Source organism: Actinopolyspora xinjiangensis, from assembly GCF_900104475.1.
Classification (GTDB): Bacteria; Actinomycetota; Actinomycetes; order Mycobacteriales; family Pseudonocardiaceae; genus Actinopolyspora; species Actinopolyspora xinjiangensis.
In genome coordinates this window covers 163,134-183,350 of the sequence record NZ_FNJR01000006.1, presented here as the reverse complement: position 1 = coordinate 183,350, position 20,217 = coordinate 163,134, and the positions used below count along the sequence as shown (strand labels likewise).

The following is a 20,217-nucleotide window of genomic DNA, read 5'->3' as shown; positions in this document are numbered from 1 at the left end:
CTCCGATCGGTCTCGCGAGGCGCTTACCGGAGGCGAGTCTGCCAGTGATGGGGGCCGTGAGGCGAGCCCCGGATCAGGGCGGCGCCACGGCGGTCGTCGGGGACCGGCCCCGTCAGTCCAGTGTCTCCTCGATGTCGGCCAGCCCCATCAGCCGGAGTTCCTGGGCGATGTAACCGGCCGCGCGCTCGGCGGCGGGGTCCTGCCAGCGCAGGTCGGTCACCCAGTCGGCGACGTTGTCGGAGTTGACGTAGGGCTCGCCGTCGACGACGACCTTCTGGATGTGATGTCGGTTCAGATCGTTGGACATCGGGGGCTCCTGGCGGCTTGTCGGGGATTGCCGCAAATCTTCACACGAAAGTTGCAATCTTAACCAGCGAAAATCACGCTGCGTGTCAGCGTGCCCCAAAAACCCGCCGCTGCGCTGCCCTGTCTGACATAGCTCACACCGAACAATCGGTTCCGAACACCCAGCGTGCATGCCAGGACACCGCCTGCGCGTCGGTGAACGAGGCGACCTGGTCGAGCACGGCTCGCAACCGAGCCCTGTCGTTCGGCGCGGCCTCCCACGCCGCTTCCGCCGCCGGGGTCAACGAGGCGGGGGCTCGCTCGACGAGCGCGTTCACCAGTTCTGTCAGCACCCGGCGCTGGTACTGCTGCAGCCGCAGCCGCTCCGGATCGCTCATGACGTAGCGCAGGGCCATGGCCTTGAGCACCGCCACCTCGGCGGCCACCTGCTCCGGCACCACCAGGTCGGCCGTGTACCGGATCAGCGGTCCGCTGCCGAACTCCGCCCGCGTGGCACGCACCGCCGCCGAGACGAAGCGGCCCACCAGTTCACTGGTCAACCGCTTGAGCCCCACCTGCGCCGCCACCGAACCGTCGTAGTCGAGCACCGCGGCGAGAGCGGGACCGGTGACCAGCTCGGAGGCCGCCGACTCCAGCAGTCCGGCGTCCAGCCAGCGCTGCTGCCGGAAGTACTTGCCCGCGATGCGTAGGATCTCCCCCCGTTCCTCGGAGTCCAGCAGCGCACGCGGCGAGATCCGCCCGGTGTGCACCCCGTCCTCCAGATCGTGCACCGAGTAGGCGACGTCGTCGGCCCAGTCCATGATCTGTGCCTCCAGGCAACGCCGCCCGGCCGGCGCCGCCCGCCGGAACCACCGAAACACCGCCAGGTCCGACTCGTAGACCCCGAACTTGCCACCTGCCTCGCACGACAACGGCCACGGGTACTTCGTGGCCGCGTCCAGGCAGGCACGGGTGAGGTTGAGACCGCACCCGGTGCCGTCCGGAGCCACCGACTTGGGCTCCAACCGCGTCAGGATGCGCAACGTCTGCGCGTTGCCCTCGAAACCACCACAATCCGCCGCGAGCTCCGCGAGCGCGTGCTCCCCGTTGTGCCCGAACGGCGGATGGCCGATGTCGTGGGCCAGGCCGGCCGTGTCCACCACGTCGGGGTCGGCCCCCAGGTCCAGGGCGATGGCGCGACCGATCTGAGCGACCTCCAGGGAGTGGGTCAACCTCGTGCGGGGGACATCCCCCTCCTCCGGCCCCATCACCTGGGTCTTGCCCGCCAGCCGACGCAGCGCCGCCGAGTGCAGCACCCGCGCGCGGTCGCGCGCGAACGGCGAACGCGACAGCGGTTCACCGTCGCTCGACTCGGCGACCTTGGGGGGCTCGTCGAGCAACCGCTGCCGGTCGTGCTCGGTGTAGCCGGGCGGCTCGGACTCGGACATCGACCACAGCCTACGTAATCCGTCCGACAGGCCACCGCGCACGACTCAGCGCGTCGGGAGGCGACGGGCTGGTGCCCGGAACCGGCACACCCGGGCGTGCCCCCTCAATCGAGCCCGTAGCCGGTGATGTCGGCCGAGGCGTGCATGACGCGGTAGAACAGCATCGCCGCCGCCTCCCGCAGGATGTAGGCGGTCCGCACCTCACCGGTCGGCCCGCTCCGCGTCGGCGAGACCATCGCCCGCAACCCCTGGTCCTCGGCCATCGTGCGGCAGCGCCAGGAGTGCCACGGATCGCTGACGATCAGCGCGGAGTTCCAGTCGTGCCGCCCGGCCAGTTCGGAGACGGCGCGGATGCTGCGGAGCGTGTCGCTGCCGAACTCGGCCTCGAACACGTCACGCTCCGGGACCCCGTGCTCGACGAGCCAGATGCGGCTCGCCTGAGCCTCGGTGTAGTTGTCACCACGCTGGTTGCCCCCGACGGTGACGATGTGCTCGGAGCGCCCGTCGCGGTAGAGCTCCAGGGCGTGCTCCAGACGACCGCGCAGCACCGGGGACGGATCCCCGTTGTACTGCGCCGCCCCGAGCACCACGATCATGTCGGCACTGTGCCGCTGGTCGACCAGTGCCACCTGCCAGACCCGGAAGGCCGTTCCACCGAGCACCAGCGAAGCGACCAGCAGCGCACCGAGAACGGTCCTGCGGGCCCAGACGGCGGCCCGGCCGCGGCGCCCTGGCTGTGCGGATTCGGGGGGATGGCTCACGACACGTATCGTTGCAGATCCACCACCCCCGACGCGCGGGCCCCGCGATCAGCAGCCGACCAGTCGGGCCGCGAGGTAGGCCTCCAGTTTGTCGATGGCCACCCGCTCCTGCTCCATGGTGTCGCGTTCGCGCACCGTCACGGCGTGGTCGGACAACGAGTCGAAGTCGACCGTGACGCAGAACGGTGTCCCGATCTCGTCGTGCCTGCGGTACCGCCTGCCGATGGCCCCGGCGTCGTCGAAGTCGATGTTCCAGTTGCGACGCAGCGTCGCGGCGACGTCCCTGGCCTTGGGCGAGAGATCCGCGTTGCGCGACAGCGGCAGCACCGCCACCTTGATCGGTGCCAACCTGCGATCGAGCTTGAGGACCACGCGCTTGTCCACGCCACCCTTGGCGTTGGGGGCCTCGTCCTCGCGGTAGGCGTCGATGAGGAAGGCCATCAACGGCCTGCCGAGTCCGGCCGCCGGCTCGATCACGTAGGGCCGGTAGCGGGAATTGCTCGTCTGGTCGAAGTACGACAGATCCACCCCGGAGTGGTTGGAGTGGGTCGTCAGGTCGAAGTCCGTCCGGTTCGCGATGCCTTCCAGCTCACCCCACTCGTTGCCGCTGAAGCCGAAGCGGTACTCGATGTCGACGGTCCGCTTGGAGTAGTGCGACAACTTCTCCTTGGGGTGCTCGTAGTGCCGGATGTTGTTCGGGTCGATGCCGAGGTCGGTGTACCACTCGGTCCGGTTGGAGATCCAGTACTCGTGCCAGGACTCGTCCTCGCCCGGCTCGACGAAGAACTCCATCTCCATCTGCTCGAACTCGCGGGTGCGGAAGATGAAGTTGCCGGGGGTCACCTCGTTGCGGAACGACTTGCCCACCTGGCCGATGCCGAACGGTGGTTTCTTGCGCGCCGTGGTCATCACGTTCAGGAAGTTGACGAAGATGCCCTGGGCGGTTTCCGGGCGCAGGTAGTGCAGCCCCTCCTCCGAGTCCACCGGCCCCAGGAAGGTCTTGAGCAACCCGTTGAACATCTTCGGTTCGGTGAACTGGCCGCGGTTGCCGCAGTTCGGGCAGGGAACGTCGGACAGGTCGCTGTCGTCGATGTCCTTGCCGGTGCGCTCGGCGTACTCCTCGGCGAGCTGATCGGAACGGTGCCGGTGGTGGCACGCGGTGCACTCGACCAGCGGGTCCACGAACTCCTGGACGTGGCCGGAGGCCTCCCACACCTCGCGGGGCAGGATGACGGAGGAGTCCAGACCGACGACGTCGTCCCTGCCCTGCACCACGCTGCGCCACCACTGGCGCTTGATGTTGTCCTTGAGTTCCACACCGAGCGGCCCGTAATCCCATGCCGACCGGGTACCGCCGTAAATTTCGCCGCTCGGGTAGACGAAGCCACGACGCTTGCACAGATTCACGATCGTTTCGATCTGGTCGGTGGGCACGTTCACTCCACGCTTCTCGCTGGTTGCTCGGGCTCCGGCCGAGGGTCGACAGTGGGTGCGCGACGAGTCGGCCGGGCTGTTCCCGCGGATTCCCGACGGTGAGTTTCCCAGCGTACCGAGGCCACTTCGGAGGCGATGCGACCCCACCCCGCAGTGACAGGACCGGTGGTATCGGCCGCGCCAGCCGAAAGTGGACGACGCCCGTAGGATGGAGGGCGTACCACGACCAACTCGCGACAAGGCGACGAAAGGATCTCCTCGACCACGAGGCGACGCCGCGTGTACCTTGGTGAACTCGTGTTCCCGGGACGGGCAGGCTGTCGGTCCCCCACGGGTCGTGCCGCTGATCATCTCTCATGAGCAACGACGAGCACTCCGGCGAGCGAACCGCACCGGCCTTGGTACCCGCCTGTGACCCGGGCACCCTCGCCGAGGCGGGCGAGCTGCTGCGCGCCCTGGCCGCCCCGGTGCGGATCGCCATCGTGCTGCAGCTACGGGCCGGGGAACGCTGTGTGCACGAGCTCGTCGACGCGCTCGGGGTGGCCCAACCGCTGATCAGCCAGCACCTCCGGGTACTGAAAACCGCAGGTGTGGTATCCGGGCACCGCAACGGGCGCGAGGTGGTCTACCGACTGGTCGACGATCACCTGGCGCACATAGTCGTGGACGCCGTGGCCCACGCGGAGGAAGGTTCGGAGGAGGAGACCACCCCCACTGGGGACGCGGCACAAGCGACCTAGGCACACAACCGAGCAGAAGACGGAGAAAGCGTGACCTCCAGCGAGCGTTCCTCGACCGCGATCCCGGGGCTTCGGGCCACCAAGCAACGGGCCGCGGTGTCGCGTCTGCTCAGCGAGATCGACGATTTCCGCTCGGCGCAGGAACTGCACGAACAGCTGCGGAGCCGCGGGGAGGGCATCGGGCTCACGACCGTCTACCGCACCCTGCAGTCGCTGGCCGACGCGGGCGAGATAGACGTGCTGCGCAGCGACTCCGGCGAGGCCGTCTACCGGAAGTGCTCCACCGATCACCACCACCACCTGGTCTGCAGACACTGCGGCAGGACGGTCGAGGTGGCCGATCCCCCGGTGGAGGACTGGGCGGAGCGGATCGCCACCGAACACGGTTTCTCCGAGGTGCACCACACGGTGGAGATCATCGGCACCTGTTCGGAGTGCGTGATCTGACCACCGCCGCTTCGGGCGGCGGTGGTGCCCCGGCGGAACGGAACACGAACCACCGCCCCGGCGAGTGGGCACACGAGACGGGAACGTCGGCAGGCTCCGGGCGATACCGAGGAGTGTCGCCTCACGCACCCCCATAGACCGCGTGGGCCGGTTCCGTCACGGCTGCTGACACGGCTCGTCGGGGCCGTCTCCGACTCCGACGCCGAAGGTCTCGGCCAGTTCGCCCCTGAGCTGCGAAGCGCCTGAGACCACCAGCATCAGCAGTGTCGCCAGCGGATTCTCGGTGAGCCCGTCGGCGGGGAAAGTGTAGCGCAGCGTGAGGTCCATGCCCCCCTCGGTGCGCACCACCCCGGGCGTGCCGAACATGCCCTGACCGGCCCGTTCGGCCACCCAACGCGCGATCCGGTCGTCCTGCGGCAGATCCCAGGCCACCACGCAGGTCAGGCTCAGCACCGTCAGCCCCTCCGCGAGGCGCATCGCCTGCAGGGCGCACGGCGTACCGGAATGTAGAAAGGTCAGGGCGCCGTCGTCGTCGACCCTAACCTCGTAGTAGTTCTCCAACGCGCGCTTGGCCGCCGTCAGCAGCTCGGCCGTACCAGCGGCTTCCCTCGACATCAACGTTGCTCCCGCTCCGGCTCGGTCGAGCTCGTGTTCTGATCACTCCGGTCGACGGCACCGCCGAAACGGCGGTCACGCCGCGCGTAGGCGGCGCAGGCGTCCCACAGATGGGTGCGGTCCACATCCGGGAACAGCGTGTCCTGGAAGACCATCTCGGCGTAGGCGGACTGCCAGAGCATGAAGTTGGAGGTCCGCCGCTCACCGGACGGACGGATGAACAGGTCCACATCCGGCATCTGGGGCTGGTACAGGTGCCGAGCCACGGTGCGCTGGTCCACCTTGTCCGGATTGATCTTGCCCGCCGCGGCGAGCCGGGCTATCTCCCTCGCCGAGTCGCCGATCTCGGCACGCCCGCCGTAGTTGACGCACATCGTCAGGTTCATGACCTGATTGCCCGCGGTGCGTTCCTCAGCCGCCCGGAGCTCGTCGACGACGCTGCGCCAGAGCTTGGGGCGCCGGCCCGCCCAACGCACCCGCACTCCGAGCTCGTCGAGCTCGTCCACCCGGCGGTGAATGACGTCGCGGTTGAAGCCCATCAGGAACCTGACTTCCTCCGGGCTGCGCTTCCAGTTCTCGGTGGAGAACGCGTACAACGACAGCCACTGCACCCCGAGCTGGATGGCACCGCGCGTGAGCTCCAGAACCACCGCCTCGCCGCGCTTGTGCCCCTCGATGCGCGGCAGCCCGCGTTCGTTCGCCCACCTGCCGTTGCCGTCCATGACCACGGCGACGTGGTTGGGTACCGCTTCCGGGGGAAGCGAGGGAGGTTCCGCCCCGGCAGGATGTGGGTCGGGCGCCCGTACGTCCGGCGCGTCCTTTCCCCGCCCACGGCGTCGCAGCATTGATGGTCCCCTTCGTGGTCGCTGAGCCGAGTCGATCCCGAACCGTCACCCATTCTCCCGGACGCGGCGGTACCGCCCGCCCAGTGGTCGGCCGAACCGGATGGCGGGACCGTCGTCCAACGGCAGTCGGGTCATACCCATCGCACGGTAGAACGCGTGCGCGGCGGCGTTGGTGGCACGCACACCGAGCTGCACCCCCGGAGACCCGGCCCGTTCCAGAGCGGCGAACAGGGTGCGCAACAGCGCAGCGCCCACCCCGCTGCGCCGAGCACCGGAAAGGACATTGATGTGCAGGTGCGAGGGATAGGTCTCCGAGTCCGGCAACAGCATACGCAGTGGCCGGTGCAGCAGTAGCCGCAGCTGCGCGTCGGCGTCGGTGGAGTGCTCCTCGGTACCGGTGAGCGGGTGGTCGGCCGCGAACGCGGGAGCCCATTCCCGCTGCCAGCGGTGGTAGAACTCCGCCGAGTCCAGTGCGGCGACCACGTAACCGAGTGGTTGCCCCGAGCTCTCCGCGAGGAAGCACAGCCGCGGCTGCAGGGCGAGATAGGGCCCCGCGAAGACGTGGGCCATCAGCTCCGGCTCCCGCAGGATGTGACGGGAGTGGTCACCGGCGTCCCCCGTGGCCACGCAGATCCGGCGCACCGCCACGCCGTCCTCCGGCAGGCGGACGGCACGGATTCTCACGAGTGCCCCGGGGTGTTGACGGGCCCGGGGGACGAAACGGGACCGTTCCCCTCCTCCAGAGCACTCGCGCGCTGCCGGATGAGCTCCGGCACGGGATTCGAGGACTCCGGCTGTCGCGTCTCGCGGTCGATCGTCGCCTCGTGGCGTTCCACCAGCGGAAGCGAACGCAGCCGGTGTTCGAGGTGCCACTGCAGGTGGGCCGCGACCAGACCGCTGCCCTCTCCCCGCGCCGCTTCCTCGGAGGCCTCCGCCGTCGTCCAGTCACCGTTGAGCAGGGCGTCGAGCAGTCGCACGGTCGCGGCGGCGGGCCGCACCGCACCAGCGGGCCTGCAAGCGGCGCACACCGTCCCCCCGGCGATCACGCTGAACGTGCCGTGCGGACCGGCCAGGCCGCAGCGAGCGCACTCCCCCAACGCCGGTGACCACCCGGCGAACGCCATCGCCCGCAGCACGAAGGAGTCCAGCACCAACGAGGGATCGCGAACCCGTCCACTGAAGGCCCGCAGCGCCCCCACGGTGAGCAGGTACATGCGCAGTACCGGTTCTCGTTCCTCCGTCACGATGCGGTCGACGGTCTCCAGCGCGGCGCAGGCCGTGGTGTAACGGCGGTAGTCGTCGACGATCCCCACGCCGAAGGCGTCCAGTGTCTGCACCTGGGTGACCACGTCGAGCGTTCTGCCGGTGTGCAGCTGCACGTCCACGTGGGCGAACGGTTCGAGCCGTGCGCCGAACCTGGAACCGGTCCTGCGCACTCCCTTGGCCACCGCGCGCACCTTGCCGTACCTGCGGGTCAGCAGGGTGACGATACGGTCCGCCTCACCCAGCTTGCTCACCCGCAGCACGACACCGACATCCCGATACAGGCTCACATCCCGAGTGTCCCATCGAGGAGTTCTCTCATGCGGACAGCACCGCGAAGGGCGGCACCGGGATGTTGCGGAGGATCGTCCACAGCAGCAGTCCGCCCCCGAGCAGGTAGGCGGACACCGCGCCCCCCGCTCCCGCAGGCCAGAGCCGTCGTGCTGTTCCCAGCTCGTAACGCGCTCCCGCAACGAACAGCGAACCCCCCAACGGGAGCAGCACCACCAGCGCGAAGGCGTTGAGGTCCAAGGCGCGCAGCGGATCACCCGCCAGCAGCGCCCGGAGCATGCGCGTCCCGCCGCACATGGGACCGTCCAGTCCCAACATCTTGAACGGGCACGGCGGCCCCACTGGTGAGATCAGCAACAGTCCCGCCGTGATGGCGAGGCCACCGGCGACCGCCAACGTTCGGACGGGGCCGAACCGGCGTGGCACCAACATCGGGCTCACCAGGTACCTCCAGCGCATCCCATTCGAACGGAACCGACGAACACCGGTACCGGTCGATCCGGCACCATCGCCCGTCCCGAGTTCCCGAGGGGAGCGGCGGTGTCGTCGTGGTACCGGGTCGGTGATCTCCGAAACGGACGGAACCGAACGAGCGGTGTCCTACCTCGAAGCAGTGCGCCCCGGCGCTGGCGGTGGGAGCCGCACCGGTCTGATCGTAGCGGCACCGGGCCGGCTCGGGGCACCACCCAGCGAGATCGTCCAGCGTGGTTGGATCCACCCGAAAGCGTGAAGGAGTATCATGACCAATCCTTACGGTTCAGGACCGCACAACCCGCCGTCGGACAGCGGTGGGTTCCCTCAGCCCTATCAGTCCTCGTACGGCGGGGGCTTCTACCCCGGTTACCAACCCGGGCAGCAGTACCCGCAGTACCAGCCGGTCGCCCCGGGGTATCCCGGCGGGCATCCCCCGAACAACGGAATGGCGATCGCCTCGATGGTGCTCTCGCTCGCGGCCATCCCGTTCAGTTGCATGTGGGGGTTCGGAATCGTACCCGCGATTCTGGGCGTGGTGTTCGGGCACATGGCCAAGAAGCAGATCCAGCGCGACGGGAGTTACGGGGACGGCATGGCCACGGCCGGGCTGGTGATCGGCTACTGCCTGCTCGGGCTGGTGGTAGCGGTCGTCGTGCTGCTGGTGATCGGACTCAGTCTGCCGTTGATGAGCGCGGGCAGCATGTGACACCCGCACCCGTCGTACCCTCGGTCACGCGGCGCACGACAAGTGTCCGGGACGAACGTGCTCACCGGAAGGACCTCTTCGGCAGCGAGATGGACAACTCCCATGACACCCCCTGGAACGCGAACCAGGAGCACTACCAGGGCGATTACCAGCAGGGCAACGCCGGGTTCCCGCGGAACATGCCACCGCCGCCGCAGCAGGGGATGCCCCAACAGGGGATGCCGCAGCAGGGTGCCCCGATGTACGGCTACATGGTGCCGTATCGCCCGACCCACCCACTCGCGATCACCTCGTTGATCCTGTCTCTGGCCGGGATGTTCTGCGTGCTGCCCGCGATCGGAGGAGTGATCACCGGTCACATGGCCCGCAACCGGCTACGGGAGGACCAGCGCTACGAGGGCTGGGGGATAACGTTGGCCGGGCTCATCCTCGGCTGGATCATCACTGGGGCCCTGGTCGCCTACGTCATGGCGCTGATCAGCATGATCGCGCTCATTCCGGCGGGAAGCGTCTGAGCCAGCGGGACGGGACCGCGTCGCCGCGGGCAGCACCGTGTGCCGTCCGGTCCGGTGCCCGGGACCGAGCACCGGACCGACGCGGACCACCACAGACGGCCTCGACACGACCGGCGCCGCCCGCCCGAGGAGTTCCGGCCTCCGCACCGGAACCGAGACCTCACTGTCTCGGCGGCACACCGTCAGGGGGTGGTACCCGATACCACGTTCCCGGTGGCCCGGCCCACGAATGGCCCGCCTCCGGCACCCCATCCGTCGGCGGATCCACGTGGACCACCACGGTCTTCACGATCCGGTCGGCCCAGGTCTGCTTCCGGGGTTCCCAGAGCGGAGCGAAGAAGCCCATGTAGAGGGGAAGCGCGTCGACCACGTGGCACAGCTGGCGGAGCAGGGCGTAGCCGAAGCCGATGGGTCGCCCCCGGAACTCGTCGACGGTCTTGATCCTCATGATCCGCTGCCCCACCGTCTGCCCCGTGGTGCCCCGGAGATAGACGAGATCCCAGATCACGACCGAGATCTCGCAGAGCAGTCCGAGGAGCGCGAAGGTGAGCATGATCGCGGCGCCCGCGGCGGTGAACCCCTCGATCATCACGAGCGAACCGATCACCACCCCCAGCAACGCCGGCGCCAGGAACGCCGCGAAGACGATCAGCCCGTCTATCAGGTACCCGACCACGCGGACCCCCCAGTGCGCGAACGGGTCGTACACCAGGACTCCCGGAGCGGGGGCACCGGGCGGGTGGGGCGGCCATGTCCCGGCCGCCCGTGACTGGGCGGAACCGGGTTGTTCGCCGGGCGGTCGTGTCTCGTGGTGCGGATACTGCCCGCCCGGGTACCACGACGGTGGCGGCCCGGAGCGCGGATCGTGCGGATCGCTCAACGAATGTGTCCCTGCTGCTGTCGAACCACTTGTGGCAGGGCTGCTGGAACTCCCGGCAGAACGGCCGCCCGCCCCGGACTCGACAGGACGAACTTCTGCCGGGCCCCGCGACGGCACCGCGGACTCCACCACACGGAATCACCCGCCGTGCGCCGGGCCCGCAGGAGCTTCCCGGCCGGGAGTTCCCGGCGGAGCGGACCAGGGGATTCTCCTAGAAGCCCAGCTTGCGGAGTTGCTTGGGATCACGCTGCCACTCCTTGGCCACCTTCACCTGCAGATCCAGGAAGATCTTGCTTCCCAGCAACGCCTGGATGTGCCGGCGGGCGGTCTCGCCGACCTCCTTGAGCCGCTCGCCACTCCTGCCGATCACGATCGCTTTCTGGCTGGAGCGCTCCACGTACAGCGAGGCGTAGATGTCCACCAGGTTGTCGTAGCCCTCCCTCGGTGACATCTCGTCGATGGCCACGGCCAGGGAATGCGGCAGTTCGTCGCGAACCCCCTCCAGCGCCGCCTCGCGGACGAGTTCGGAGATCAGCGACTCCTCCGGCTCGTCGGTGATCTCGCCGTCCGGATACAGCTGCGGCCCCTCCGGGACCTGCCGCACCAGCAGGTCGGAGAGGAGGTCCACCTGGAAACGGTCCACGGCAGATACCGGTACTATCTCGGCGAACTCCATGAGCTCCTGCAGCGCGACCAGTTGCTCGGCGACGCGCTGCCTGCTCACCAGGTCGGTCTTGGTGACCACACCGATCACGGGGGTGCGGCGGGCGACCTTGGCGAGCTCCGCGGCGATATGGCGGTCCCCCGGGCCGATCTTCTGATCGGCGGGTACGCAGAAGCCGATGACGTCGACCTCTGACCAGGTCTCGTGCACCAGGTCGTTGAGCCGTTCCCCCAACAGGGTGCGGGGACGGTGCAGTCCCGGCGTGTCCACGATGACCAACTGCGCGTCGGGGCGGTGCACGATCCCCCGGATGGCGTGCCGCGTGGTCTGTGGCTTGCTGGAGGTGATGGCCACCTTCGTGCCGACCAGGGCGTTGGTCAGCGTCGACTTGCCGGCGTTCGGGCGTCCCACGAAGCAGGCGAATCCGGATCGGTGTGTTTCGCTTGAGCTGGTCACGGCTCTATTCTGACGTGCTCGCCGCCCTCGCGGCGGGCGGGGACTCCGCCCGCCGCGAACGGGAGCGGCTCGAACGCGAGCGGTGAGGACGAAGCCCCTCAGCCGGTGTTGGCGGTGCTGCCCATGCAGCTCAGCAACGTGCGGTGGCTGATCCAACCGATCGGCTGGGTGCCCTGCTCCTCCAGCACCGGCGCGGCCGTCACCTCCACGGAGACGAGCGCGTCGAGCGCGTCGACGAGTTTGGTGCCGGAAGCGATCGCGGGAGGAATCTCCAGCAGGTCACCGACCTCGCCGTTGTCGGTGGTGCCGTCCCCCAGCACTTCGGCGACGGCTCCCGCCGTGACGCATCCCTTGTAGCGCCCGTCCTCGTCGACGACGGGCAGCACCGAGTCCGTGCTCTGGGCCAACCGCTGTGCGGCTTCGGAGAGCTTGGTGCGCGTGGTCAGTGTGTGCGGCAGCGGTTCCATCACGTCGGCGACGGTGCGGTCCGGCAACCGGCCACGCCGCTGCCTGGCGTCGAGGTCGATGCCACGCCTGCTGAGCTTGGTGGTGTAGATCGTGTCGCGACTGAGGGTCCTGCTGATCAACGTGGCTACCACGACGGCGAGCATCAGTGGCAGGATGATCGAGTACTGCCCCGTGAGCTCGAACAGGATGATCACGGCCGTCATCGGTGCCCGTGCCGAGCCGGCGAAGGCCGCGCCCATGCCGATCAGTCCGTAAGCGCCCGGCGAACCGGCGATCTCCGGCAAGAGGCCGTGGGCGACCATGCCGAACGCGGTCCCGCCCATACCGCCGATGAACAGCGCGGGAGCGAACACACCGCCGGAGCCGCCGATGCCGATGGTCAGACTGGTGGCCAGCATCTTGCCCAGCAGCAGTATCACCAGGAACCAGATCGCGTAGTTCCCATTGATGGCGTTGCCCAGCACCGGGTATCCCACACCGTACATCTGCGGCAGCGCCACCAGCAGCAGCCCGAGCAGCAGCCCGCCCACGCCGGGACGCAGCCATTCAGGGCCACGCCATACCCGGTCGCAGAGGTCCTCGATCCTGTAGAGGACCTTGGAGAACAGCACTCCCGAGGCACCGACGAGCACGCCGAGCAGCGCGAACAGCAGGAATTCGCCGGGGTTCCGCAGGTGGAACGCGGGCAGGGACAGGAATGCCTCGTTGCCCATCACGGCACGGCCGATCACGCTGGCGGTGACGCTGGAGAGCACCACGGCGCCGAAGGACTCGACCGTGAAGTCGCGCAGAATGAGTTCCATCGCGAAGAACGGTCCGGCCATGGGCGCGTTGAACGTGGCGGCGATGCCGCCCGCCGCGCCGCAGGCGACCAACACCCGCATCCTCCGCTCGGTGAGTCGCATCCCGCGCCCCATCGTCGAGCCGAGAGCGGAACCGATCTGCACGATCGGCCCTTCCCTACCGACGGAGCCGCCACCGCCGATGCACAGGGCCGACGCCAACGCCTTGACCAGACTGACCTGGGGTTTGATCCGACCGCCGCGCTCGGAGACCGCGTACATGACCTCGGGCACGCCGTGCCCCTTGGCCTCGGGCGCGAACCGGTAGACCAACGGACCGTAGATCAGCCCGGCGACGGCGGGAACCAGCACCAGGAACCACACGCCGAGACCAGGCAGCCAGGGGTGCGAAGCACCGGGTACTTCGGTGTACTCGGGACGCCCGGAGAACAGCTCGGTCGCGGACGTGATCAGCCACCGGAACGCGATGGCGCCGAGCCCCGAACCGAGGCCGACGAGCAGTGCTAGGGCCATCAGGCCGCTGCCACGTTCGCGGAGCCAGATTCCGATCCGCCCACGTACCGCCACGGGCAGGGCTATCGATCGTTTCACGGCTTCCGCCATCACCATTGCATAATGCAATTCTTGCCCTGTGCACGTCAATGTGAAAATAGCGACATGAGCGAAGAGATACCGCCGAACGGTGGTGAGGTGGACGCGATCACCGAGGCGGTGCTGACCGCGTCCCGGTTACTGGTGGGGGTCTCGGCGAAGTCGGTCGCCGCGGTCGCCGGGCCGATCACGCTGCCGCAGTTCCGACTGCTGGTGGCGCTGGGCTCACGGGGGCCACTGAAGCTGGTCTCGCTGGCGGAGATGCTGGGAGTCAACCCGTCCACGGCGACCAGAACGGTCGACAGGCTGGTCACGGCTGGATGGGCGCAGCGCAACAGCAACCCGGACTCCCGCAGGGAGATCACGGTCAGTCTCACCGACGCCGGTCGCGACCTGGTGGACCGGGTCACCGAGTACCGCCGCAGCGAGATATCGGCCATCGTCGAGCGCATCCCGCACGAGGACCGCGCGGGACTGGTACGGGCGCTACAGGCATTCACCGAGGCGGGCGAGGAGCCACCACCACGCGCCTCGCCCTACGACGCGGGCCTGACCGAGTGGCAGTAGACCACCCGGCCGGAACCGTCCGAGTTCCCTCAGGAGGGACGTGAGACCTCCACGACCCGACCGTCACCGCCCGCGCGGAAGATCGGAGCCCCGCTGGCCAGATCGCGCACGGCGGCCACGGAGTCCGAGTCCACCTCCTCGGCCTCGGTGACGACGGCCGCGGCCTCCAACCCCTCGGCGCCGCTGGAGAAGGCGTTGGCCACCGCCACCTGCAGCGCGCTCAACCACAGTGTCGCGGTACGCACCGTGCACCCGGTGTAGGTCCTGCCGTCGGTGTCGCGCACGGCACTCCCCTCGGCAGCGCCGATACGCGCCCGAGCCGAACGCGCCAGGGTCACGATCTTGGCGTCCTCGGCGTCGAGCTGTTCGGTCACGAACTCGGTGCGTTCACCCATGTCACGAGCTCCTTTCGTCGTCGGCGCCGTTGTGCCCGTCGGACTCTCCCGCTCTGCGGACCAGCAGCGCGTTGATACGGATTCGGCCTCGGTGATCCTTGCCGCCCTCGGCACGCAACCGGAGTCCGGACATCACCGCCTCCGCCCCCGGAAGCGGAACGCGACCGAGACGCTGGGCGAGCAGCCCACCCACGGTCTCGACCTCGGAGTCGTCCAACTCCACCTCGAACAGGGACGCCAGATCCGCGACCGGCAGCCGTGAACTGACCCGCACCAGCTCCTCGTCGAGCCACTCGACCGGACGGTGCTCCTCCCGGTCCGACTCGTCCGTGATCTCGCCGACGATCTCCTCGATGATGTCCTCGATGGTCAGCAGCCCGGCAGTACCGCCGTACTCGTCCACGGCCACGGCCATGTGACTGCGCGAGAGCTGCATCTCCTTGAGCAGCTCGTCGAGCCGCTTGGAGTCCGGCACGAAGCTCGCCTCCCGCATCAGGTCGGCGACCTGCCCCCGCTCGGCGTCGAAATCGGCGGCGCGCTCGGTGGTTGCCCTGGCCAGCTCCTTGAGAGTGACGACCCCGACGACGTCGTCGACGCTCTCGCCGATGACGGGAATGCGGGAGAAGCCGGAACGCAACGCCAGAGCCAGCGCCTGTCTGGGGGACTTCACGCGTTCGATCCAGATCATCTCGGTGCGCGGGACCATCACCTCGCGTGCGGTGGTGTCGCCGAGTTCGAAGACCGAGTGGATCATCTCGCGTTCCCCCGCGGCGACCACGCCGCGCTCCCCGGCCAGGTCAACGAGCTCGCGCAACTCCACCTCCGAGGAGAACGGCCCCTCCCGGAAGCCGCGCCCCGGCGTGATGGCGTTGCCGACGAGTATCAGCAGCCGCGTGAGCGGGTTGAGCAGCCGCGCGAGCACGGCCACGGGTCCCGCGACCACGAGCCCCACCCCGTACGGGTGCTGCCGACCCACGGTGCGCGGCCCCACGCCGACCAGTACGTAGGAAACCACCAGCATGATCAGCACCGCGAACAGCACCGACCAGCCGGACGAGGAACCCACTTCGAGCACCACCACGGTGACCAGCACCGTCGCCGTCAGCTCACAGGTCAGCCGCAGCAACAACAGCAGATTGACGTGCCTGGGGCGGTCGGCCAGCACGCGGGCGAACTGCCGCGCTCCGCCGCGCCCCTGCCGCAACAGCTCCTCGACGCGGGCGCTCGAAGCCGTACCGATCGCCGCGTCGGCAGCGGCGAAGACCCCGGCGGCGAGCACCAACAGCACAGCCCACGCCAGCAGCGCGGTGGTACCGGTGAACACGATGAGAACGTCCGTTACCGCTCGGATTCGCCGTCGCCGCTCCGCTGGGAGTCGTCCAGCCCGACCACCCCGAGCACCCGTGAGTCGGCGTCGCGTTGCTGCGCGGCGCGATCGGCCTCCGTCTTGGCTTCCCGGAACTCGCTCAGCAACCGGTTCTGCAACGCGAACATCTCGCGTTCCTCCTCGGGCTCGGCGTGGTCGTACCCGAGCAGGTGCAGCACGCCGTGCACCGTGAGCAGGTAGAGCTCGTCCTCCATCCCGTGCCCGGCCTTGCGCGCCTGGTCCCTGGCGAACTCGGGACACAGCACGATGTCACCGAGCAGCCCCGGGCTGGCCTCGGTGGACTCGGGTCCGCGCGGCGCCTCGTACTCCTCCATCGGGAATGCCATCACGTCGGTCGGACCGGACAGGTCCATCCAACGTTCGTGCAGGTCGGCCATGACGTCGAGTTCCACCAGCACGATGGACAGCTCGGCCAACTGACTCACGCCCATGCGGTCCAGCGCGAAACGGGCGACGGAGACGATGGTGGTCTCCGGAACCCGGACAACGGACTCGTTGGCTATCTCGATGCTCATGCCTGCTCGTGCGCCCGCCCCTCGGGAAATCGTGTCTTTCGGGCGGGATCGCCGCCCTCACCGTCCTGGTGCGCCTGCCAGCGGTCGTAGGCGTTCACGATCTCACCGACCAGGCGGTGACGCACCACGTCCTGGCTGTCCAGGGCCGAGAAGCAGATGTCGTCGATCCCCTCCAGGATCTCGCGCACCACTTTGAGACCGCTGCGCTGCCCGCCGGGCAGGTCGATCTGGGTCACGTCGCCGGTGACCACGATCTTGGAGCCGAACCCCAGCCTGGTCAGGAACATCTTCATCTGCTCGGGGGTGGTGTTCTGCGCCTCGTCGAGGATGATGAACGCGTCGTTGAGGGTACGTCCGCGCATGTAGGCCAGCGGAGCGACCTCGATGGTCCCGGCCTGGGTCAGGCGGGGAACCGACTCGGGGTCGATCATGTCGTACAGCGCGTCGTAGAGCGGCCGCAGGTACGGATCGATCTTCTCGTAGAGGCTGCCGGGCAGATAGCCCAACCGCTCCCCCGCCTCCACGGCCGGCCGGATGAGGATGATCCGGTTGACCTCCTTGGCCTGCAGGGCCTGCACGGCCTTGGCCATGGCCAGGTAGGTCTTGCCGGTCCCGGCGGGGCCGATCCCGAAGACGACCGTGTTCTCGTCGATGGCATCGACGTAGCGCTTCTGGTTGGCGGTCTTCGGTCGGATGCTGCGCCCACGACGTGACAGCACGTCCATGGTCAGCACGTCGTTGGGCGAGTCCCCGTCGCTGGCGGAAAGCATCGTCACGCTGCGGCGCACGACGTCGGGGGTGAGCTGGTTGCCCTTGGAAACCAGTTCGATGAGCTCGTCGAACACCCGCTCGGCGAACGCCACCTCGGAGGGTTCGCCGGAGATGCTGACCTCGTTGCCCCGCACGTGCAAGTCCGCGTCGAGTACGTCCTCGGCGGTTCGAAGGTTCTCGTCCTTCGAGCCGAGCAGAGCGAGCACCGCCGTGTCGGGCACGGTACGGGTGGACTGTGCCTTCTGGGGCTGGGACGACTGATTCCCCGATCGGGCCGCTGCCCCATCCGCTGCGGTTCCGGCCACGCTGTTACCGGCCTGCTTCCTGCGCCGAAGCGCGATTTCGGTACTGGATCCTGTCACTGTCAATGGTAGAGCAACCGGCAACTGGACCGCCCCGCAGTCGGGCCCACCCGACGGCGGGCGCCCCCTTACCGCTCATGCGGGTCAGGCCAGCGGTCCCAGCTCCCGCCCGCCGAGCAGGTGCAGGTGCACGTGGAAGATGGTCTGCCCGGCGTCGGCGTTGGTGTTGAACAGCAGGCGGTAACCGGACTCGGCGACCCCCTCGCTCTCGGCGATCCGAGCCGCCACCCGGAAGAGCTCGGCCAGCAGCTCCGGATCCGCCGCGGCCAGCTCGGCGGCGTTGCGGTACCGCTCACGGGGGACGACCAGCACGTGAACCGGTGCCTGCGGGCTGATGTCGCGGATCGCGATGGTGCGCTCGTCGCTGTGCACGAAGTCGGCGGGAATCTCCCCCGCGATCATCCGTTCGAACAGGGAGGGATCGCTCTCGGTCATGCCCGTGAGACTATCCACCGCTGATCACTGCGCGACAGGTGCTCCGCCCGGCCGGTCACCGCCATCGGGGGGTCAGGACCCCCAGTGCCCCGAGGAGCACGGCGCCGGCCGTGGAGGCGCGCAGCACCTCGTGCCCCAGGCGCATCGGACGCGCCCCCATCGAGGCCAGACTCGACAACTCCCCCTCGGTGACACCGCCCTCCGGGCCGACCACCACGGCGATCTCACCGGCGGCGGGAAGCTCGACGTCGGTCAGACCGGCGTCGGCGGACTCGTGCAGCACGAACGCGGCGTCGGCGTCCGCGAGCACCTCGGCCAGCCCGGAGGTGGAGTACGGCTCGGTCACCGTGGGGGTCCATGCCCTGCGGGCCTGCTTGGCGGCCTGCAGGGCCGAGTTGCGCCACCGCGCCAGCGCCTTGGCACCGCGAGGGCCCTCCTCCCAGCGAGCCACGCAGCGTTCGGCCCGCCAAGGGGTGACCACGTCCACACCCGCCTCCGTGGCCAGCTCGACCGCGAGCTCACCGCGATCACCCTTGACCAGCGCCTGCACCAGCCTGACCCGGGGCTCGGAGGCCGGAATCCGTTCCCGCCGCAGCACCTCCAGGTCGAGAGCGTCCCTGGCGACGTCGGTCACCCGGCACTCGGCCAGACCACCGCGACCGTCGGACAGCATCAGCTGAGCGCCGGAGCGCATCCGGCGCACCGTGGCGGCGTGCTTGCCCTCGGGACCGTCGAGTCTGGCGAACCGGCCCACTGGCAGGTCGTCGACAGAGAAGACCGGCAGGGTGGATGGCATCGCGCTACCTTCTCCGGGAGACGAATCGGGACGGGGCGAACGAATCCGCCACGTCGGAAACCGTGTTCCGACCGGGCCCCGCCACCGCGGGGCCCGCGGAGTCAGCGGTGGCCGAAGCCCCGGAAGCGGGAGAAGATGCCGTTGCGGTGCCCGTTGCCGCTCGCGCTCACGCTGGGCTCGGGCTGTTCCTCCTCACGCGCCGTGGCCAGCTGGCGCAGCAGGTCGGCCTGCTCGCCGTCCAGCTTCGTCGGCACCCGCACGTCCAGGTGAACGTGCAGGTCGCCGTGGCCGCTGACCCGCCCGTTCGAACGCAGCTTGGGTAGTCCCCGACCGTTGAGCACGTACTCGGTGCCCGGCTGCGTGCCCGGTTCGACCGTCAGCTCCTCCTCGTCGTCGAGGGTCTGGATGTTGACCACGGTGCCGAGCGCGGCCGCCGTCATGGGGACCTGCACGTGGCAGTGCAGATCGGCACCGTCACGGACGAACCGCTCGTGCTGGAGCTCCTCGACCTCGACGAAGAGGTCGCCCGCGGGACCGCCGCCGGGGCCGACCTCGCCCTCACCGGCGAGGCGGACGCGCATACCGTCACCCACACCGGCGGGAATCTTGACCGTGATGGACCGCCTGGAACGCACGCGGCCGTCACCGCCGCACTGCTGACACGGATCGGTGATGACCTCACCGAAGCCACGGCACACCGGGCAGGGACGCGAGGTCATGACCTGCCCGAGGAAGGAGCGCTGCACCGACTGGATCTCGCCGCGGCCCTCGCAGGTGTCACAGGTGGCGGGAGCACTGCCCGCACTGGAGCCACCACCCTGGCAGGTGTCGCACACGACCGCCGTGTCGACGGTGACGTCGCGGTTCACGCCCTGGGCACACTCCTCGAGGGTCAGTTCCAGCCGCAGCAGGGCGTCGGAACCCTGCTGTACGCGACTGCGCGGCCCGCGCGTGGAACCGCCGCCCGCTCCACCGCCGAAGAAGGCGTCCATGATGTCGCCGAGGCCGCCGAACCCGGCGAAGGGGTCACCACCGGCACGTCCGCCCGCGGCGCCTCCCCCACTGTCCATCGGATCGCCGCCCAGGTCGACCATCTGACGCTTCTGCGGATCCGAAAGAACTTCGTAAGCAGTGCTCACCTCTCGGAAGCGCTCCTGCGCTCCCTCCTCCTTGTTGACGTCGGGGTGGAGTTCCCGCGCAAGCTTGCGGTAAGCCCGCTTGATCTGATCCTGGGTCGCGTCCTTGGATACCCCGAGGATCCCGTAGTAGTCCTTGGCCACCTTGTGCGCTCTTCCTCTGCTCG

Annotated in this window: 24 protein-coding genes; 5 read left to right on the top strand and 19 right to left on the bottom strand. The window is 68.9% G+C overall.

Going from position 1 to position 20,217, the window contains the following annotated elements:
• Nucleotides 1-112: 112 nt before the first annotated feature.
• From BLQ75_RS11335 to BLQ75_RS11320, 4 genes are all read right to left on the bottom strand, one after another.
• On the bottom strand, nt 113-307 hold the full coding sequence (locus BLQ75_RS11335; RefSeq protein ID WP_043577375.1) for a hypothetical protein: 195 nt from the start codon (nt 305-307) through the stop codon (nt 113-115).
• Nucleotides 308-440: 133 nt separating this feature from the next.
• Nucleotides 441-1,733 carry a deoxyguanosinetriphosphate triphosphohydrolase gene (locus BLQ75_RS11330; protein ID WP_092601408.1) on the bottom strand — a complete coding sequence of 431 codons (1,293 nt, stop codon included), beginning with the start codon at nt 1,731-1,733 and terminating at the stop codon, nt 441-443.
• A gap of 104 nt (nt 1,734-1,837) precedes the next feature.
• Nucleotides 1,838-2,494 carry a YdcF family protein gene (locus BLQ75_RS11325; protein WP_244515449.1) on the bottom strand — a complete coding sequence of 219 codons (657 nt, stop codon included), beginning with the start codon at nt 2,492-2,494 and terminating at the stop codon, nt 1,838-1,840.
• Nucleotides 2,495-2,542: 48 nt separating this feature from the next.
• Nucleotides 2,543-3,928, bottom strand: a complete 1,386-nt coding sequence (locus BLQ75_RS11320) for a glycine--tRNA ligase (RefSeq protein ID WP_092601594.1) — start codon at nt 3,926-3,928, stop codon at nt 2,543-2,545.
• Nucleotides 3,929-4,284: 356 nt separating this feature from the next.
• Here BLQ75_RS11320 and BLQ75_RS11315 point away from each other — a divergent pair, with 356 nt between their 5' ends.
• Together BLQ75_RS11315 and BLQ75_RS11310 are read left to right on the top strand one after the other, a co-directional pair.
• Complete coding sequence (locus BLQ75_RS11315; RefSeq protein ID WP_092601406.1) at nt 4,285-4,668, top strand: ArsR/SmtB family transcription factor; 384 nt, start codon at nt 4,285-4,287, stop codon at nt 4,666-4,668.
• Between the two features lie 30 nt (nt 4,669-4,698).
• A complete protein-coding gene (locus BLQ75_RS11310; RefSeq protein ID WP_043577370.1) occupies nt 4,699-5,115 on the top strand; it encodes a Fur family transcriptional regulator in 417 nt (138 codons plus the stop codon).
• Between the two features lie 156 nt (nt 5,116-5,271).
• On the opposite strand, the gene BLQ75_RS11305 is transcribed toward BLQ75_RS11310, so the two are convergent.
• Genes BLQ75_RS11305 through BLQ75_RS11285 form a run of 5 tightly spaced genes read right to left on the bottom strand, consistent with a single transcriptional unit; the run spans nt 5,272 to nt 8,561 of the window.
• On the bottom strand, nt 5,272-5,730 hold the full coding sequence (locus tag BLQ75_RS11305; RefSeq protein WP_092601403.1) for a hypothetical protein: 459 nt from the start codon (nt 5,728-5,730) through the stop codon (nt 5,272-5,274).
• Nucleotides 5,730-6,575: an isoprenyl transferase gene (locus BLQ75_RS11300; RefSeq protein ID WP_092601401.1), complete on the bottom strand. Its 846-nt coding sequence runs from the start codon at nt 6,573-6,575 to the stop codon at nt 5,730-5,732. The genes BLQ75_RS11305 and BLQ75_RS11300 overlap by 1 nt, the downstream gene beginning before the upstream one ends.
• 45 nt (nt 6,576-6,620) lie before the next feature.
• Nucleotides 6,621-7,259, bottom strand: coding sequence for a GNAT family N-acetyltransferase (locus BLQ75_RS11295; RefSeq protein ID WP_211481313.1), 639 nt, complete (start codon nt 7,257-7,259; stop codon nt 6,621-6,623).
• Nucleotides 7,256-8,128 (bottom strand): DNA repair protein RecO, encoded by an 873-nt coding sequence (recO, locus tag BLQ75_RS11290; protein WP_092601399.1) that lies wholly within the window; start codon nt 8,126-8,128, stop codon nt 7,256-7,258. The genes BLQ75_RS11295 and recO overlap by 4 nt, the downstream gene beginning before the upstream one ends.
• Before the next feature lie 28 nt (nt 8,129-8,156).
• The gene (locus tag BLQ75_RS11285) at nt 8,157-8,561 is read right to left on the bottom strand and encodes a DUF2752 domain-containing protein (protein WP_092601590.1); all 405 of its coding nucleotides are present in this window, start codon (nt 8,559-8,561) and stop codon (nt 8,157-8,159) included.
• A 307-nt stretch (nt 8,562-8,868) separates the two neighbouring features.
• Here BLQ75_RS11285 and BLQ75_RS11280 point away from each other — a divergent pair, with 307 nt between their 5' ends.
• Nucleotides 8,869-9,309, top strand: a complete 441-nt coding sequence (locus BLQ75_RS11280; protein ID WP_092601397.1) for a DUF4190 domain-containing protein — start codon at nt 8,869-8,871, stop codon at nt 9,307-9,309.
• Nucleotides 9,306-9,824 carry a DUF4190 domain-containing protein gene (locus BLQ75_RS23880; protein WP_211481312.1) on the top strand — a complete coding sequence of 173 codons (519 nt, stop codon included), beginning with the start codon at nt 9,306-9,308 and terminating at the stop codon, nt 9,822-9,824. The genes BLQ75_RS11280 and BLQ75_RS23880 overlap by 4 nt, the downstream gene beginning before the upstream one ends.
• Nucleotides 9,825-9,984: 160 nt before the next feature.
• Here the strand turns inward: BLQ75_RS23880 and BLQ75_RS23435 are convergent, their stop codons facing one another.
• From BLQ75_RS23435 to BLQ75_RS11260, 3 genes are all read right to left on the bottom strand, one after another.
• Entirely contained in the window at nt 9,985-10,533 is a 549-nt protein-coding gene (locus tag BLQ75_RS23435) for an RDD family protein (RefSeq protein ID WP_170837438.1), read from the bottom strand.
• 382 nt (nt 10,534-10,915) lie between these two features.
• A complete protein-coding gene (gene era / locus BLQ75_RS11265) occupies nt 10,916-11,824 on the bottom strand; it encodes a GTPase Era (RefSeq protein ID WP_092601393.1) in 909 nt (302 codons plus the stop codon).
• A gap of 98 nt (nt 11,825-11,922) precedes the next feature.
• Nucleotides 11,923-13,698, bottom strand: a complete 1,776-nt coding sequence (locus BLQ75_RS11260) for a chloride channel protein (protein WP_092601586.1) — start codon at nt 13,696-13,698, stop codon at nt 11,923-11,925.
• 54 nt (nt 13,699-13,752) lie between these two features.
• Here BLQ75_RS11260 and BLQ75_RS11255 point away from each other — a divergent pair, with 54 nt between their 5' ends.
• Complete coding sequence (locus BLQ75_RS11255; RefSeq protein ID WP_092601392.1) at nt 13,753-14,253, top strand: MarR family winged helix-turn-helix transcriptional regulator; 501 nt, start codon at nt 13,753-13,755, stop codon at nt 14,251-14,253.
• 29 nt (nt 14,254-14,282) lie between these two features.
• Here BLQ75_RS11255 and BLQ75_RS11250 read toward each other — a convergent pair whose 3' ends face one another.
• The 7 genes from BLQ75_RS11250 to dnaJ all read right to left on the bottom strand — a co-directional run bounded on the left by BLQ75_RS11250 (nt 14,283) and on the right by dnaJ (nt 20,194).
• Nucleotides 14,283-14,648, bottom strand: a complete 366-nt coding sequence (locus BLQ75_RS11250; RefSeq protein WP_092601390.1) for a cytidine/deoxycytidylate deaminase family protein — start codon at nt 14,646-14,648, stop codon at nt 14,283-14,285.
• A 1-nt stretch (nt 14,649) separates the two neighbouring features.
• Nucleotides 14,650-15,972, bottom strand: coding sequence for a hemolysin family protein (locus tag BLQ75_RS11245; protein WP_092601388.1), 1,323 nt, complete (start codon nt 15,970-15,972; stop codon nt 14,650-14,652).
• A 14-nt stretch (nt 15,973-15,986) separates the two neighbouring features.
• Nucleotides 15,987-16,550: an rRNA maturation RNase YbeY gene (ybeY, locus tag BLQ75_RS11240; RefSeq protein WP_092601386.1), complete on the bottom strand. Its 564-nt coding sequence runs from the start codon at nt 16,548-16,550 to the stop codon at nt 15,987-15,989.
• The gene (locus BLQ75_RS11235) at nt 16,547-17,626 is read right to left on the bottom strand and encodes a PhoH family protein (RefSeq protein ID WP_092601384.1); all 1,080 of its coding nucleotides are present in this window, start codon (nt 17,624-17,626) and stop codon (nt 16,547-16,549) included. The genes ybeY and BLQ75_RS11235 overlap by 4 nt, the downstream gene beginning before the upstream one ends.
• A 141-nt stretch (nt 17,627-17,767) precedes the next feature.
• A complete protein-coding gene (locus tag BLQ75_RS11230; protein ID WP_092601382.1) occupies nt 17,768-18,118 on the bottom strand; it encodes a histidine triad nucleotide-binding protein in 351 nt (116 codons plus the stop codon).
• A gap of 55 nt (nt 18,119-18,173) precedes the next feature.
• Nucleotides 18,174-18,914 (bottom strand): 16S rRNA (uracil(1498)-N(3))-methyltransferase, encoded by a 741-nt coding sequence (locus BLQ75_RS11225; RefSeq protein ID WP_092601380.1) that lies wholly within the window; start codon nt 18,912-18,914, stop codon nt 18,174-18,176.
• Between the two features lie 101 nt (nt 18,915-19,015).
• Nucleotides 19,016-20,194 (bottom strand): molecular chaperone DnaJ, encoded by a 1,179-nt coding sequence (gene dnaJ / locus BLQ75_RS11220; RefSeq protein WP_092601378.1) that lies wholly within the window; start codon nt 20,192-20,194, stop codon nt 19,016-19,018.
• Between the last annotated feature and the right edge of the window lie 23 nt (nt 20,195-20,217).

Coding starts and splice junctions, on each gene's coding strand:
- BLQ75_RS11315 (WP_092601406.1), top strand. CDS start 4,285: ATGAGCAACGACGAGCACTCCGGCGAGCGAACCGCACCGGCCTTGGTA.
- ybeY (WP_092601386.1), bottom strand. CDS start 16,550: ATGAGCATCGAGATAGCCAACGAGTCCGTTGTCCGGGTTCCGGAGACC.
- BLQ75_RS11230 (WP_092601382.1), bottom strand. CDS start 18,118: ATGACCGAGAGCGATCCCTCCCTGTTCGAACGGATGATCGCGGGGGAG.
- BLQ75_RS11280 (WP_092601397.1), top strand. CDS start 8,869: ATGACCAATCCTTACGGTTCAGGACCGCACAACCCGCCGTCGGACAGC.
- BLQ75_RS11335 (WP_043577375.1), bottom strand. CDS start 307: ATGTCCAACGATCTGAACCGACATCACATCCAGAAGGTCGTCGTCGAC.
- BLQ75_RS11305 (WP_092601403.1), bottom strand. CDS start 5,730: ATGTCGAGGGAAGCCGCTGGTACGGCCGAGCTGCTGACGGCGGCCAAG.
- BLQ75_RS11285 (WP_092601590.1), bottom strand. CDS start 8,561: ATGTTGGTGCCACGCCGGTTCGGCCCCGTCCGAACGTTGGCGGTCGCC.
- BLQ75_RS11300 (WP_092601401.1), bottom strand. CDS start 6,575: ATGCTGCGACGCCGTGGGCGGGGAAAGGACGCGCCGGACGTACGGGCG.
- BLQ75_RS11225 (WP_092601380.1), bottom strand. CDS start 18,914: ATGCCATCCACCCTGCCGGTCTTCTCTGTCGACGACCTGCCAGTGGGC.
- BLQ75_RS11260 (WP_092601586.1), bottom strand. CDS start 13,698: ATGGCGGAAGCCGTGAAACGATCGATAGCCCTGCCCGTGGCGGTACGT.
- BLQ75_RS11255 (WP_092601392.1), top strand. CDS start 13,753: ATGAGCGAAGAGATACCGCCGAACGGTGGTGAGGTGGACGCGATCACC.
- BLQ75_RS11250 (WP_092601390.1), bottom strand. CDS start 14,648: ATGGGTGAACGCACCGAGTTCGTGACCGAACAGCTCGACGCCGAGGAC.
- BLQ75_RS11330 (WP_092601408.1), bottom strand. CDS start 1,733: ATGTCCGAGTCCGAGCCGCCCGGCTACACCGAGCACGACCGGCAGCGG.